The organism is Pseudomonas sp. 3MA1, from assembly GCF_029237275.1.
Lineage (GTDB): Bacteria > Pseudomonadota > Gammaproteobacteria > Pseudomonadales > Pseudomonadaceae > Aquipseudomonas > Aquipseudomonas fluorescens_AP.
In genome coordinates, this window is record NZ_JAACFX010000018.1 from 57,837 (window position 1) to 72,539 (window position 14,703).

Sequence of the window (14,703 nt, forward strand, 5' to 3'; positions counted from 1 at the left end):
CGCTGCGGGTTTGGCGGGTGATCGCCAGGCAAGGCCCTGCGGGCCTTTTCGCAGCTTCGCCGTGGCTCAGCAGCGGCTACGGCCAGTGTCGATCCGAGGTTGGTGTAGCCGCTGCCGCAGGCTGCGAACGGCACGAAGGGCCGCGGCGCTCTGGAGGCCGCTGCGGGTTTGGCGGGAGATCGTCAGGCAAGGCCCTGCGGGCCTTTTCGCAGCTTCGCCGTGGCTCAGCAGCGGCTACGGCCAGTGCCGATCCAAGATTTGTGTAGCCGCTGCCGCAGGCTGCGAACGGCACGAAGGGCCGCGGCGCTCTGGAGGCCGCTGCGGGTTTGGCGGGAGATCGTCAAGCAAGGCCCTGCGGGCCTTTTCGCAGCTTCGCCGTGGCTCAGCAGCGGCTACGGCCAGTGTCGATCCGAGGTTGGTGTAGCCGCTGCCGCAGGCTGCGAACGGCACGAAGGGCCGCAGCGTTCTTGAGGCCGCTGCGGGTTTGGCGGGAAATCGTCAAGCAAGGCCCTGTGGGCCTTTTCGCAGCTTCGCCGTGGCTCAGCAGCGGCTACGGCCAGTGCCGATCCAAGATTTGTGTAGCCGCTGCCGCAGGCTGCGAACGGCACGAAGGGCCGCGGCGTTCTTGAGGCCGCTGCGGGTTTGGCGGGAGATCGTCAAGCAAGGCCCTGCGGGCCTTTGCGCAGCCTCGCGGGCTCGGCAGCGGCTACAGGGACCGGGTGGCGTCAGAGATGGATGTGCATGCCGTCATGCGCCACTTCGATGCCGCGGCGGGTCAGTTCGGCGCGTTCGGCGGAGTCTTCGTCGAGGATCGGGTTGGTGTTGTTGATGTGGATCAGCACCTTGCGCGCTCGGGGAAAGCGCTCCAGCACCTCAAGCATGCCGCCGGGGCCGCTTTGCGCCAGGTGGCCCATGTCGCTGCCCAGCTTGTCGCCGACGCCACAGATGCGCATTTCATCGTCGCGCCACAGGGTGCCGTCCACCAGCAGGCAGTCGGCGCGCTCCATCCACTCCAGCAGGGCCTCATCCACCTGCCCCAGGCCCGGGGCGTAGAACAGGCTGGCGCCGCTGCGCCGGTCCTCGATGAACAGGCCGATGTTGTCCCCCGGGTGCGGGTTGCCGCGATGGGGCGAATACGGCGGCGCGCTGCTGCGCAGGGCAATGGCCCGCAAGGCGATGTCCGGGCAGGCCGGCAGGCTGAACTCGCGGCCATCGAGGTGGATGGGTTGCCACTGCAAGCCACCGTTCCAGTGGCTGAGCATGTTGAACAAGGGGAAGCCGCTGCACAGGTCCTGGTGGACCATCTCGGTGCACCAGACCTGATGCGGGCAGCCTTCGCGCAGGCTGAGCAGGCCGGTGCAATGGTCGATCTGGCTGTCCAGCAGGATCACCCCGGCCAGCGCCGTGTCCCGCAGCTGCCGGGCCGGTTGCAGGGTCGGGAAGGATTCCAGTTGCTGGCGAATGTCCGGCGAGGCGTTGCACAGAATCCATTCGCTGCCGTGGTCGCTCAGGGCGATGGATGACTGGGTGCGGCGCTGGGCGCGCAGGCTGCCGTCGCGCACTCCGGCGCAGTTGCGGCAGTTGCAGTTCCACTGGGGAAAACCGCCGCCCGCCGCGGACCCGAGAATGCGGATATGCATGAGGTGCTCCTGAAGGGCAAAGGGCTCCGGTCGACACCAGTACCGGCCGGAGCGGGACGGCTCAGCGGTTGGCGAAGTACATGGTCACTTCAAAGCCGATACGCAGGTCGGTGTACGCGGGTTTATGCCACATGGGGTCAAGCCTCTTGTTGTGCCGGGGGATTCCGGTAGCGGCATTAATGCACGGGGCGCGCGGCGGCCGAATGCTACTTTGGGACGAGTTGGCGGGGTGCGTTGGTAGGGGGAAATGGGGGGGCTTGCGGGCCTCTTCGCCAGCAAGCTGGCTCCTACAGGGATGGCGGTGGTGCGGCTCGCCCCGGTAACAACGCACACGGGGAGGTGCCCACCCATGAGCCCTCCCCGTGTCCGTCCCGCACAAGCGCGGCGGCACCCAACCACCGCGCCTGTTGTTGCCCTTAGAAGAAGCCCAGGGGGTTGATGTCGTAGCTCACCAGCAGGTTCTTGGTCTGCTGGTAGTGGTCGAGCATCATCTTGTGGGTCTCGCGGCCCACCCCGGATTTCTTGTAGCCACCGAACGCGGCGTGGGCCGGGTACAGGTGGTAGCAGTTGGTCCACACACGGCCGGCCTTGATCGCCCGGCCCATGCGGTAGGCGCGGTTGATGTCGCGGGTCCACAGCCCGGCGCCCAGGCCGAACTCGCTGTCGTTGGCAATCGCCAGGGCCTCGGCTTCGTCCTTGAAGGTGGTCACGCCCACCACCGGGCCGAAGATCTCTTCCTGGAACACGCGCATCTTGTTGTGGCCCTTGAGCAGGGTCGGCTGGATGTAATAGCCGCTGGACAGGTCGCCCTCCAACAGTTCGGCGGCGCCACCGGTGAGCAGCTCGGCGCCCTCCTCCTGGGCGATCTGCAGGTAGGAGAGGATCTTCTCGTACTGCTGCTGCGATGCCTGGGCGCCGACCATGGTCTCGGTGTCCAGCGGGTTGCCGCGCTTGATCTTGACGATCTTCTTCATCACCTCGGCCATGAACGGCTCGTAGATCGACTCCTGCACCAGGGCCCGGGACGGGCAGGTGCAGACTTCACCCTGGTTGAAGAACGCCAACACCAGGCCCTCGGCGGCCTTTTCGATGAACTTCGGCTCGGCCTGCATGATGTCTTCGAAGAAGATGTTCGGCGACTTGCCGCCCAGTTCCACGGTGGACGGAATGATGTTCTCGGCGGCGCATTTCATGATGTGCGAACCCACCGGAGTCGAGCCGGTGAAGGCGATCTTGGCAATGCGCTTGCTGGTGGCCAGGGCCTCGCCGGCTTCACGGCCAAAGCCCTGGACAATGTTCAGCACACCGGCCGGCAGCAAGTCGGCGATCAGCTCGGCGAACACCATGATCGACAGCGGGGTCTGCTCGGCGGGCTTGAGCACCACGCAGTTGCCGGCGGCCAGGGCCGGGGCGAGTTTCCAGGCGGCCATCAGCAGCGGGAAGTTCCACGGAATGATCTGCCCGACCACGCCCAGCGGTTCATGGAAATGGTAGGCGGTGGTCAGTTCGTTGATCTCTGCGGCGCCGCCTTCCTGGGCGCGGATGCAACCGGCGAAGTAGCGGAAGTGGTCAGCGGCCAGGGGCACGTCGGCGTTGAGGGTTTCGCGCACCGCCTTGCCGTTGTCCCAGGTCTCGCTGACCGCGAGGATCTCCAGGTTCTGCTCGATGCGGTCGGCGATCTTCAGCAGCACCAGCGAGCGGTCCTGGGCGCTGGTCTTGCCCCAGGCCTCGGCGGCGGCATGGGCGGCGTCCAGGGCCTTGTCGATATCGGCGGCGCTGGAACGGGGGAATTCGGCGATCACTTCGCCGTTCACCGGCGAGGTGTTGGTGAAGTACTGGCCTTCCACCGGTGGCACGAACTGGCCGCCGATGAAATTGCCGTAGCGTGGCTTGAAGGACACGACGGCGCCTGGGGTTCCGGGTTGTGCGTAGATCATGCTGAGCCTCTGCTGGTCGAGGCCTGTCCAACGACAGGCGATGGACCGATGGTAGAGAGCCCCGCCTGCCGGACGAATGCATCAAAGGCAGGAAGAGACTCGTCATTTGGTCGTAGAAGCAGACTTGAGCTGCAAGCTGCAAGCCTCAAGTCTGCCGAGGCTTCTTCTTGTGGCTTGCAGCTAAAAGCTTGCCGCTGCTTTTAAGTCTTGGGCAGCTTGAAGGTCCAGAGCATGCCGCCCTGGTTGAAGTCCTTGACCCGCTTGGCCACTTCGCCACCCCACAGCGGCACCGCGCCGCCCCAGCCGGAGAGCACCGAGACGTACTGCTCGCCGTCCATTTCCCAGGTCACGGGCGAGCCCAGGACCCCGGAGCCGGTCTGGAATTCCCAGACCTTCTCGCCGGTCTTGGCGTTGAAGGCCTGGAGGAAGCCCTCAGGCGTGCCGGTGAACACCAGGTTGCCCTTGGTGGTCAGTACCCCGCCCCACAGCGGCGCGAAGTTCTTGTGGCGCCAGACTTCCTTGCCGCTGATCGGGTCGATGGCCCGCAACACGCCGATGTAGTCCTCGTTCAGCGGCTTGATGGTGAAGCCCGCGCCGAGGAACGCCGCGCCCTTCTTGTAGGCGATGCCTTCGTTCCAGATGTCCATGCCCCATTCGTTGGACGGCACATAGAACAGCCCGGTGTCGCGGTTGTAGGCCATGGGCATCCAGTTCTTGGCGCCGAGGAAGGCCGGGGCGACGAACACCGAGCTGCCCTTGGCCTCGCTGCCCGGGGCGCCAGGGCGGCTGGCCTCGTTGTAGATCGGCCGGCCATTCTTATCCAGGCCGGTGGCCCAGGTGATCTTGTCGACAAAGGGGAAGCCGCGGATGAACTTGCCGTTGGTGCGATCGAGCACGTAGAAGAAACCGTTGCGGTCGGCGGTGGCAGCGGCCTTGATCTCCTTGCCGCCCTCCTTGTAGTTGAAGGAGATCAGTTCGTTGACGCCGTCAAAGTCCCAGCCGTCGTGGGGGGTGCTCTGGAAGTGCCACTTGATGGTGCCGTCGTCCGGGTTCAGGGCCAGGCGCGACGAGGAATACAGGTTGTCGCCAGGGCGCAGGTGGGAGTTCCACGGCGCCGGGTTGCCGGTGCCGAACAGCAGCAGGTTGGTTTCCGGGTCGTAGTAGCCGCCAAGCCACGGCGCCGCGCCGCCGGTCTTCCACAGGTCGCCCGGCCAGGTCTTGCCCGCCTCGCCGCCGGAAATGCCGTTCTCGATGGCCTTGCCGTCCTTGTACACGTAGCCCATGTGGCCTTCCACGGTGGGGCGCATCCACAGCAGCTCGCCGTTTTTCGGGTCGTAGGCCTGGATCTTGCCGACCACGCCGAACTCGCCGCCGGCGACCCCGGTGATCAGCTTGCCGTTGACGATCATCGGCGCCGCGCTGATGGAATAACCCTCTTTGTGGTCGGCGACCTTCTTGCTCCACACCACCTTGCCGGTGTCCTTGTTCAGGGCCACCAGCTTGGCGTCCAGGGTGCCGAAGAACACCAGGTCGCCGTACAGCGCCACGCCGCGGTTGATCACGTCGCAGCACGGGCGGATGTCGTCCGGCAGGCGCGCGTCGTACTGCCAGAGCTTCTTGCCGGTGCGCGCGTCCACCGCGAACACCCGCGAGTAGGAACCGGTCATGTACATCACCCCGTCCTTGATCAGCGGCTGGGCCTGCTGGCCGCGCTGCTTCTCGCCGCCGAAGGAGAAGGCCCAGACCGGCCGCAGCTCCTTGACGTTATCGACGTTGAGCATATCCAGCGGGCTGTAGCGCTGGCCCTGGACGCCCAGGCCGTTGGTGACGATCTGCTGCGGGTTCTTCGGGTCCTGGAGGATCTCTTCATCGGTGACGGCGGCCAGGGCCGCGCTGGACAGCAGCATGGCGCTGAGCACCAGGCTCACGGCGAAAAAGGGACGACGTGGGGGTTGGGTCATGACGGCTACCTCGGCGGTTATTGTTGTTCCCGGGAAATTTTCCCGGTCTGCCGGGAATTCTTGGTCCCGGCCTGCCTGCCAACAATTGCCCGCAGTGCGGAGTTTTCTAGTTCCTTGGTACAGGAGGGGCAGTGGCAAGCGGCAAGCTTTAAGCGGCAAGAGAAGAGCGGTGCAGCTTGCCGCTTGAAGCTTGAAGCTTGCTACTTGCTGCTGCTCCCTCACCACAATACTGACTCACCACCGCTTATCACTTGCCGCTTGCCGCTGCTTCTCTGCTGCTTCTAATCGAGGCGCTGCAGGCGCTGGCGCTCGTAACGCGGGTACAGGTGGCTGACGCTGCGGATCAGCTCGTAGCGGGTCAGGCTGATGCCGGCAAAACGCTCGGGGATCGGGCGGCGGATCATCTCCGCCATGTCGTCGCCCTGGGCCGCGCCGTCGCGCATCAACCCGTCCAGCCAGCCCAGGTAGTCACGCATCTGGGCAAAGGGCGCGGTATCGCTGGCCACCGGGCCATGGCCGGGCACGATCAGCTTCCACGGCAGGGCCTGCAAGGTGTCCAGGTCCTTGAGCCAGACCCCGAGCCCCGGGCTGTTGGGGGTGGTCAGCGCGCGCTCGTAGAACACCAGGTCACCGGCAAACAGCACCCCGGTGTTCTCGTCGAGAATCGCCAGATCAGCGCCGGTGTGCCCGCTCAGGCCCAGCAGGCGCAAGCGATGCCCGCCCACCTCAAGCACCCCGGGCTCAAGCACCTGGGTCGGCAGCACCACCTCGGTGCCGCGCATCCAGTCACCGACCATGCGGTACATGTTCTCGGCCATGGCCTCGCCCTGCTGGCGCAGCAGATCGCTGGTGCCGGCCAGGGCGCCGATGGGTACGTCGCCAAAGGCCTGGTTGCCCAGCACATGGTCGGGGTGATGGTGGGTCAGCAACAGCTGGATCACCGGCTTGTCGGTGGTGGCGGCAATCGCCCGGCGCAGGGCTTCGCCGTAGCGCTTGGACGGCCCGCTGTCGATCACCACCACCCCGCTGTCGGTGACGATGAACCCGGTGTTGACGATATTGCCGCCATTGGCCTTGGCGAAGTTGTCGGTGCTGCCTTCCAGCAGCCAGGTGCCCGCGGCGATCTGCCGGGGCTTGAGTGAATAGTCCAGGTCGGCCCGGGCCGGCAGGCCCAGGCACAGCAGCAACAGCAGGATCCAACGCATGGCGCGCCTCGGCTCGGGTGGGTCAAAGGATGCGGTCAGGGCAGCTTGGCCTCGAACTGGTTGCCGCTGTTGTCGCGCAACAGCAAGCGGGTCTGCCCCGGCCCCTGGATATCGAACCCCAGGTTGGGGTTTTCGCTGACCGCCGGGAACAGTTCGAGGCTGGCCAGGCGCTGATCGTTCTGGTCGCGCAATTCGGCGTGGTTGAGAAAGAACTCGGGGACGCCGCTGACCAGGCCGTTGTCCATCGGGTGGGAGATTTGCAGGCGCAGGCGGCTGGCCTCCCCACGGGGATAACGCCCGCCCAGCACCTCGCCGATGTGCTCTTCCCAGCCGGGCTGGGTGCGCACCACGCTGGGCGCGGTACAGCCGCCGCCCGCGGCATCGATCAGGGTCGAGCCCACGTGCCACAGGCCATCGCGGGTCAGCACCGCGGCGCGCAGCGGCGTGGCCTGCTCGATGCGGATGCGGATCGACAGCCAGGGCAGCACCCGCTCCCCCGGTTCGAAATCGACGATGCGCGGCAAGGGGTTGAGCTCGGCCCAGGCGAGGATGCGCACCACCTCGCCGCTGAAGGCCCGGGCGTCGATTTCCAGCGGCACCTGCCGCGCATCCTCGGCAAAGGGCGGCGCCAGCAGCTTGACCCGGTCATCGAAGACGAACGCCGCCTCCCCCAGCAATTGCTTGTGGTAGAAGGCCCACATCACCGAGGGCACCGGGTCCGGGCCCGGGGCCTGCGGATCGGCGGCCAGCGCCGGGGTCGCCAAGGGCAGCCAGCACGCCAGCAGACAGGTCGCTCGCCAGTTCATCGCAGCTCCTATTGATACATCTGTGGGACCTCGTAACGCAGGCCATAACGGGCGTACAGCGCCTGCAGGCGACCGTCGCGGATCAGCCCTTCCAGGGCCTCTTCCACGGCATAGGCCAGCTGACGGTTGCTTTCATGCACCGCCATGCCGATCTCCCACACCTGCTTGCCCATGTTCGGGTAGGCGTTTTCCGCCAGGGCCAACTGCGGATCAGCGGCCTGATGCAGCTGCCAGTCGATCTCGCCGCGCATGGCCATCACCGCGTCCACCTGCCCGGCCCGCAAGGCGCCGAACGCCTGTTGCACGCTGGGGTAATGGTGGGTCTTGGCACTGAGCATGCCGTTGAATACCGAGGTCAGGTAGAACGACGGCACGCTGTCCACCTCGACGCCAATGGGGTGCTCCTGGAACACCGCGACACTGGCCACCGAATCCAGCCGGCGGCGGTCGAATGCCACCTGCCAGCGCTCCTCCTGATAGGGGCCGAACATCACCACGTGATCGTTGGCCAGCTCCCCCAGTTCGTTGCGCTTTTGCGCGTAGTCGTGGTCGTAGGGCACGCGCATCATCAGGTCGGCCAACTGCTGGTGGCGCAGCGGGCTGCCGCGCCAGATGTAGTCCCGCAGGTCGTCGTCGAGCTTCTCCCCCGGCGGCGCCCAGATCAGTTGCAGGCGCACCCCCAGGGCCTCGGCCAGGGCTTGCGCCAGCTCCACATCGACGCCTCGGGGCTGGCCCTGGTCCTCGAAACTGTAGGGGGCAAAATCCTCGTACACCGCCACCTTCAGTTCACCGGAGGCGATCATCGTGTCGTAGTTGCGCACCCCGGCCTGGGCCGTGGCGCAACACAGCAGCAGGCCAGCCAGGAACAGGGCGAAGCGGCCCATGGCGATCACTCCTCGACGCGCACGCTGTCCAGGTAGGTGCGCACCGCCCACAGGGCTTCCTGGCTCAGGTAGTCGGCCATCTTCGGCATGTACACCCGGCCATCGCGCACCGCGCCGTGGCGCACCCGCTCAACGAACCATTCATCCCCGGCTTCGCCGGCATCGAGCATGCGCAGGTCTGGAGCGATACCACCGGACTTGGCTTCCAGGCCATGGCAGGCGGCGCAGTTCTGGTTGTAGGCCGAGGCGCCGATTTCCACCGCCTTGTCGTGCTCGGGCGAGGTGCGGTACGGGTTGACCGAAGCCCAGCCGTCGCCATCGACGCTCACCCCGGCGTCCTTGATCGGCGTCAGGCCCTTGGTTTCCACCGCCTGGGGCACCACGTTGCCATGGGCCCATACAGCGCCGGTGGCCAAGGCACCGGTCAGCAGCCCTACCGCGAGCAAGGCGTTGCGTTTTGTTGTCATTGTTATGCCCTCAAGATTGCACGCAAGACCTCGCTACAGAGGCCATGGCGCCATCTTAGAAACAGCCGGCGGGCGGCCGTATGCTGCTTTGGTGGTCGCGCCCTACTCCCTTGGTAGTAGGGCTTGTGGCGCGGGCCTAAATCAGGTGCCGCCCGGGAACTATTCCCGGCAAGGGCGGGACTTTTTCCGTATCTCAAAGCGCCTCGCGCGGCAGACCCTAGTCAGGCCAAAACCTCCACTGGGAACTGCAACCATGACAATAAGATCGCTACCCGCCCTTTCCCCCCTGAGCCTTGCCGTCCAGGCCCTGCTGCTGGCCGGCAGCCTGTCCCTGGGCGCGGCGGTCACAGCGGCCACCGCCCCGGCGGCACCTGCCAGCCAGAACGTGACCTGGGAAGACATCGCCAACGACCACCTGACCACCCAGGACGTGCTGCAGTACGGCATGGGCACCAACGCCCAACGCTGGAGCCCCCTGGCCCAGGTCAATGACAAGAACGTGTTCAAGCTGACCCCGGCCTGGTCCTACTCCTTCGGCGACGAGAAGCAGCGCGGCCAGGAATCCCAGGCCATCGTCCGCGACGGCGTGGTCTACGTCACCGGCTCCTACTCGCGGGTGTTCGCCCTGGACGCCAAGACCGGCAAGCGCCTGTGGACCTACAACCACCGCCTGCCGGACAACATTCGCCCGTGCTGCGACGTGGTCAACCGCGGCGCGGCGATCTACGGCGACAAGATCTACTTCGGCACCCTCGACGCCCGGGTCATCGCCCTGGACAAGAACACCGGCAAGGTGGTGTGGAACAAGAAGTTCGGCGACCACAGCGCCGGCTACACCATGACCGGCGCCCCGGTGCTGATCAAGGACAAGACCAGTGGCAAGGTACTGCTGATCCACGGCAGCTCCGGCGATGAATTCGGCGTGGTCGGCCAGCTGTTCGCCCGCGACCCGGACACCGGCGAAGAGGTGTGGATGCGGCCCTTCGTAGAAGGCCACATGGGCCGCCTGAACGGCAAGGACAGCACCCCCACCGGCGACGTCAAGGCACCGTCCTGGCCCGACGACAAGACCACCGAAACCGGCAAGGTCGAAGCCTGGAGCCATGGCGGCGGCGCCCCTTGGCAGAGCGCCAGCTTCGATGCCGAAACCAACACCATCATCGTCGGCGCCGGCAACCCCGGCCCGTGGAACACCTGGGCACGCACCGCCAAAGACGGCAACCCTCACGACTACGACAGCCTCTACACCTCGGGCCAGGTCGGCGTCGACCCGAGCACCGGCGAAGTGAAATGGTTCTACCAGCACACGCCGAACGACGCCTGGGACTTCTCCGGCAACAACGAACTGGTGCTGTTCGACTACAAGGGCAAGGACGGCAAGGTGGTCAAGGCCACCGGCCACGCCGACCGCAACGGTTTCTTCTACGTGGTGGACCGCAACAACGGCAAACTGCAGAACGCCTTCCCCTTCGTCGACAACATCACCTGGGCCAGCCACATCGACCTCAAGACCGGCCGCCCGGTGGAAAACGCAGGCCAGCGTCCGGCCAAACCGCTGCCGGGTGAAACCAAGGGCAAGCCGGTGGAAGTCTCGCCGCCGTTCCTGGGGGGCAAGAACTGGAACCCCATGGCCTACAGCCAGGACACCGGGCTGTTCTACATCCCCGGCAACCAGTGGAAGGAGGAGTACTGGACCGAGGAAGTGAACTACAAGAAAGGCTCGGCCTACTTAGGCATGGGTTTCCGTATCAAGCGCATGTACGACGACCACGTCGGCACCCTGCGGGCCATGGACCCGACCACCGGCAAGCTGGTGTGGGAGCACAAGGAACACCTGCCACTGTGGGCCGGCGTCCTGGCGACCAAGGGCAACCTGGTGTTCACCGGCACCGGCGACGGCTTCTTCAAGGCCTTCGACGCCAAGACCGGCAAGGAACTGTGGAAATTCCAGACCGGCAGCGGCATCGTCTCGCCGCCCATCACCTGGGAACAGGACGGCGAGCAGTACATCGGCGTGACCGTGGGCTACGGCGGCGCGGTGCCGCTGTGGGGCGGCGACATGGCCGAGCTGACCAAGCCGGTGGCCCAGGGCGGCTCGTTCTGGGTGTTCAAGATCCCAAGTTGGGATAACAAGACCGCCCAGCGCTGACCGACTGGTGGCGAGGGAGCTTGCTCCCGCTGGGCCGCGCAGCGGCGCCAAAACCGGCCCCTGAGATGTGCCCGACACACCCCAGGGGCCGGGTTCAACACGGCTACGCCCCCCCAGGGCGCCGGCCGAGCGCCAGCCCGCGCCCTCGCCCCACCCGCCTTCACTCCCGCCTGGAGAACCGCACCATGAACTACCTGCCCCTGGCCCTGCTGCTGAGCCTCTCCCCCGCCTTGGCCATGAACGCCGACGACGACGGCAACGACGTCCCGCTGACCATCAACGGCTGCCTGATCGCCGAAGCCAGCCAATGCCCCGGCGCCAACCTGCGTGGCGCCAACCTCGCCAACCAGGACCTGCGCAAGATGAACCTGGCCGGCGCCGACCTGCGTGACGCCGACCTGCGCCATGCCCAGCTGGACCTGGCCAACCTGGAAAAAGCCCGCCTGCAAGGCGCCAACCTGACCCGCGCCAGCCTGCAACAGAGCAACCTGCGGCTGGCGGACTTTACCGACGCCAAGCTGATGGCGATCCAGGGCTGGGGCCTGTTTGCCCAGGGCGCGCAATTTGAGAACGCCAACCTCAGTGGTGCCTATCTGCAATTTGCCCGGCTGTCCGGGGCCAAACTGCACCGGGCCAACCTGCAGGCGGCGGATCTGGAGATGGCCTGGTTGAGCAAGGCGGATCTGCAAGGGGCCAATCTGACGGATGCCAATCTGCAGGAGGCCAAGTTGGGTGAGAGCAATCTGGAACGCGCCGATTTGCGCGGGGCGCGGCAGCATTATGGGAATTTTCAGGATGCCAATATGGAGGGGTGCCAGGGGTGTCCGGGGACTTGGGATAAGTGAGAGGACGGGGTATGTATCCGTTGCTGCGGGGTTGGGTACATATCCATTCCTGCGGTAACGGCCACTTATGGTTTCGCTCTTACAGCGACTCACTTTGGAAAAGCCCCAAAGTAAGCAAAGGGCTTCTGCCCCTCCACTCGGTGCCTCGCCTAGGCTCGGCATGCCCGAACTCCGGCATTGATCCGTGGGCCGCCGCAATGGGCCATCCATGGCCCAGTGCGGCTAACCCGGCGTCCTGCCGGGTTACCCACGGCTCAATGCCTGCGTTCGGCCATCGTGTCTAAAGGGGCAGGAAGATCAAAAGCCAGATCAAAAGCAAAGGCAAAATCTGACGGCGGCCTTACGGCCGGCCTGAAGATGGATTGTGCACACGCCCCTCCGTAGGAGCTGGCTTGCCAGCGAAGGCGTCCGCTCAGGCGCTGCATGTCTCACGGGCCCCTTCGCCGGCAAGCCGGCTCCTACGGACAGCGCGTAAAACGCGCTTGGCTTTTGATCTTCAGGCCCCTTCCCAGCAGGCCGAGCGTAGGCGTTGCGTAGGGGGCAGCTCGGCATGGATGCCGAGCTAGCCGCCACCCGGCCATGAATGGCCGGTTGGCGGCGGGCCCCCGGAGCAATGCCGAAGCTCGGGCACCCCGAGCCCCAGCGAGGGGCCGTATGGAGGGGCAAGCCCTTTTGGTTACTTTTACGGCGTTTGGTAAAAGTGACTCGCCGTAAGGGCGAAACCCTAAGTGGCCGTTACCGCAGAAACGGATATGTACCCCGCCCGCTCACCATGTAGGCAAAACCGCCAGCCGCAGCAACGGATATGTACTCCATCCCAATCGCCGTATGTAAGGGCGAAACCGCCATAACCGCAGCAACGGATACGCCCTCAATCCCCTAGCCCCAACTGCACCCCCTCACCCCGCCACCCGCACCACCCCCATATCAATCCCCACATGCACCAACTCCGCATGGGAGCTGACCTGCAACTTGCTCTTGAGCAAGGTCAAATGGTTGGACACGGTCTTGGCGCTGATGCACAGCTGCTCGGCAATCACCCGCGCCGGGGTGCCCTTGGCCAGCATCACGAAGATCTCCAGTTCGCGCTGGGTCATGCTCTGCAAGCGCGGGTCGCTGCTGTTCTGCGCCGGGGTGCAGGCCAGTTGCGTGGCCAGGGGCTGTTCGATGTAGGCGTGCCCGGCCAGCACGCGGTGCACCGCTTCGATCAGCACCTGGGGCGCGGAGTTCTTGGTCAGGTAGCCCGAGGCGCCGGCCTCCAGGGCCTGGCGCACCAGGGGCAGTTCGTCGTGCATGCTGAAGAACAGCACCCGCAGCTGCGGCAGGCGCTGGCGCAGGCGGCGGGTGGTCTCCAGGCCGCTGATGCCCGGCAGGCCGAAATCCATGATCACCAGGTTCGGCACTTCTTCGGCCACTCGGGTCAGGGCCTCTTCGCCGCTGGCCGCTTCGCGCACCTGCATCGCCGGCAATACCGCGCGCAGCAGGCTGGCGTAACCCTGGCGGACCACGGCGTGGTCATCCACCAACAAGATGTTCATCAGGCCTCCATGGGCATGTTCAGGGGCATGTTCAAGGCCAGCGCCCAACCGGCGCCGGGACGGCTGAGGATGTGCAGTTCGCCGCCCAGGCTGCGGGCCCGTTCGGCCATCGAGTGCAGGCCGACGCCGGGGCGCTGGGGCTGGCGCGCGCCGCAACCGTTGTCGCGCACCAGCAGGCGCAGGCCCCGGGCGCTGCGTTGCAGGCGCACCCGTACCTGGCTGGCGTCGGCGTGCCGGGCGACATTGGTCAGCGCTTCTTGCAGCAGGCGGTAGAGGTGGGTCTTGCTGGCGCTGGGCAACGCTGGCAGGTCGGCGCCGACCCGCAATTGGCAGTCGATGCCCTGGCTGTCCTGCCATTGGCTCACCAGCAAACCGAAGGCTTCGGCCAGCGGCAGGTGCTGCAGCACCACCGGGTACAGGTCCTGCACCAGGGCGCGAAAGCCTTGCTGCAAGCGCTCGCAGTTGAGCTCCAGGGCCTGGGCCGTGTGTTCCACCACCGTCGGCTGGTCGGCCACCATGCGCAGCAGGCAGACCTGGGCGCGGATGCCCGCCAGATATTGCCCGAGGTCGTCGTGCAGGGTCTGCGCCAGGTAGGTGCGCTCACGCTCTTGCACCGCCAGCAGGGCCTGGGTCAATTGCGCGTTGTCGGCGCGGGTCTGTTCCAGGGTCGCGGTCATGCGGTTGAAGTGCCCGGCCAGTTGCCGCGCCTCCGGCAGGCCGGCTTCGCGCAGGCGCACCGCCAGTTGCCCGCCGGACACCTGCTGCAAGGCGCGCAACAGGTCATCCAGCAAGCCCATGCCGCGGCGCACCGCCCAGCGGATGGTCAGCAGACTCAGGAACAGGGCCAGGCCGCACAGGCTCAACAGCTGTTGCAGGGAATCCCAGACTTCGTCGATCTCATCCCGCGCGTCCACGGCGATCAGCACTCGGCGGCCGTCGCCCAGGTCCAGTTCGCGGGCGCTGTGGCGGCGCTCGCTGAACAGCTGGCGGCCGAGCCAGGCGTCCAGCCCGGCCTCCTCCGGCATGTGTGCCGCCTCGTCAGGCGCCAGCCAGTGCACCCGCACATGGCGCAGGCTCTGGGTCAGGTGCGGTTGCAGGCCCGCCGGGTTGCGCGCGGCGCTGTCGCTGAGGTACTCCACCACCGCCTCGGCGGACTGCAATTCACGTTCGACATCGGCCACCGCCTGATGCAGCAGCAAGGCGGCGCAGGCCAGGGTCACCACGGCAAAGAATGCCGTGACCCACAGGTTGATCCGCCACAGCGCCGACAT

12 protein-coding genes are annotated in these 14,703 nt (G+C 66.1%); 2 read left to right on the forward strand and 10 right to left on the reverse strand.

The genetic code is table 11. From position 1 onward, the window contains the following. Positions 1 to 725 precede the first annotated feature (725 nt). The 8 genes from pqqB to pedF all read right to left on the reverse strand — a co-directional run bounded on the left by pqqB (position 726) and on the right by pedF (position 8,900). Positions 726 to 1,640 (reverse strand): pyrroloquinoline quinone biosynthesis protein PqqB, encoded by a 915-nt coding sequence (gene pqqB / locus GWQ44_RS29830; RefSeq protein ID WP_275928988.1) that lies wholly within the window; start codon positions 1,638 to 1,640, stop codon positions 726 to 728. A gap of 61 nt (positions 1,641 to 1,701) precedes the next feature. Next, on the reverse strand, positions 1,702 to 1,773 hold the full coding sequence (gene pqqA, locus GWQ44_RS29835) for a pyrroloquinoline quinone precursor peptide PqqA (protein ID WP_011060521.1): 72 nt from the start codon (positions 1,771 to 1,773) through the stop codon (positions 1,702 to 1,704). A 283-nt stretch (positions 1,774 to 2,056) separates the two neighbouring features. Continuing rightward, positions 2,057 to 3,577, reverse strand: coding sequence for an aldehyde dehydrogenase family protein (locus GWQ44_RS29840; RefSeq protein WP_016967311.1), 1,521 nt, complete (start codon positions 3,575 to 3,577; stop codon positions 2,057 to 2,059). A gap of 200 nt (positions 3,578 to 3,777) precedes the next feature. Continuing rightward, complete coding sequence (pedH, locus tag GWQ44_RS29845) at positions 3,778 to 5,538, reverse strand: PQQ-dependent alcohol dehydrogenase PedH (RefSeq protein ID WP_103742572.1); 1,761 nt, start codon at positions 5,536 to 5,538, stop codon at positions 3,778 to 3,780. Positions 5,539 to 5,819: 281 nt separating this feature from the next. Beyond that, a complete protein-coding gene (locus tag GWQ44_RS29850; RefSeq protein ID WP_275928989.1) occupies positions 5,820 to 6,743 on the reverse strand; it encodes a quinoprotein relay system zinc metallohydrolase 1 in 924 nt (307 codons plus the stop codon). A gap of 35 nt (positions 6,744 to 6,778) precedes the next feature. Further along, positions 6,779 to 7,549, reverse strand: coding sequence for a quinoprotein dehydrogenase-associated SoxYZ-like carrier (locus GWQ44_RS29855; protein ID WP_275928990.1), 771 nt, complete (start codon positions 7,547 to 7,549; stop codon positions 6,779 to 6,781). Positions 7,550 to 7,557: 8 nt separating this feature from the next. Further along, on the reverse strand, positions 7,558 to 8,433 hold the full coding sequence (locus GWQ44_RS29860; protein WP_275928991.1) for a transporter substrate-binding domain-containing protein: 876 nt from the start codon (positions 8,431 to 8,433) through the stop codon (positions 7,558 to 7,560). Positions 8,434 to 8,438: 5 nt separating this feature from the next. Then, positions 8,439 to 8,900, reverse strand: coding sequence for a cytochrome c-550 PedF (gene pedF, locus GWQ44_RS29865; protein WP_016967318.1), 462 nt, complete (start codon positions 8,898 to 8,900; stop codon positions 8,439 to 8,441). A 253-nt stretch (positions 8,901 to 9,153) separates the two neighbouring features. Here pedF and exaA point away from each other — a divergent pair, with 253 nt between their 5' ends. After that, positions 9,154 to 11,049, forward strand: coding sequence for a quinoprotein ethanol dehydrogenase (gene exaA, locus GWQ44_RS29870; protein ID WP_275928992.1), 1,896 nt, complete (start codon positions 9,154 to 9,156; stop codon positions 11,047 to 11,049). 185 nt (positions 11,050 to 11,234) lie between these two features. Then, complete coding sequence (locus GWQ44_RS29875) at positions 11,235 to 11,894, forward strand: pentapeptide repeat-containing protein (RefSeq protein WP_275928993.1); 660 nt, start codon at positions 11,235 to 11,237, stop codon at positions 11,892 to 11,894. Between the two features lie 899 nt (positions 11,895 to 12,793). On the opposite strand, the gene GWQ44_RS29880 is transcribed toward GWQ44_RS29875, so the two are convergent. Both GWQ44_RS29880 and GWQ44_RS29885 read right to left on the reverse strand, forming a co-directional pair. Next, positions 12,794 to 13,432 carry a response regulator transcription factor gene (locus GWQ44_RS29880; protein ID WP_275928994.1) on the reverse strand — a complete coding sequence of 213 codons (639 nt, stop codon included), beginning with the start codon at positions 13,430 to 13,432 and terminating at the stop codon, positions 12,794 to 12,796. Beyond that, positions 13,432 to 14,703 carry a sensor histidine kinase gene (locus GWQ44_RS29885; RefSeq protein WP_275928995.1) on the reverse strand — a complete coding sequence of 424 codons (1,272 nt, stop codon included), beginning with the start codon at positions 14,701 to 14,703 and terminating at the stop codon, positions 13,432 to 13,434. Before GWQ44_RS29885 ends, GWQ44_RS29880 begins: the two co-directional genes overlap by 1 nt.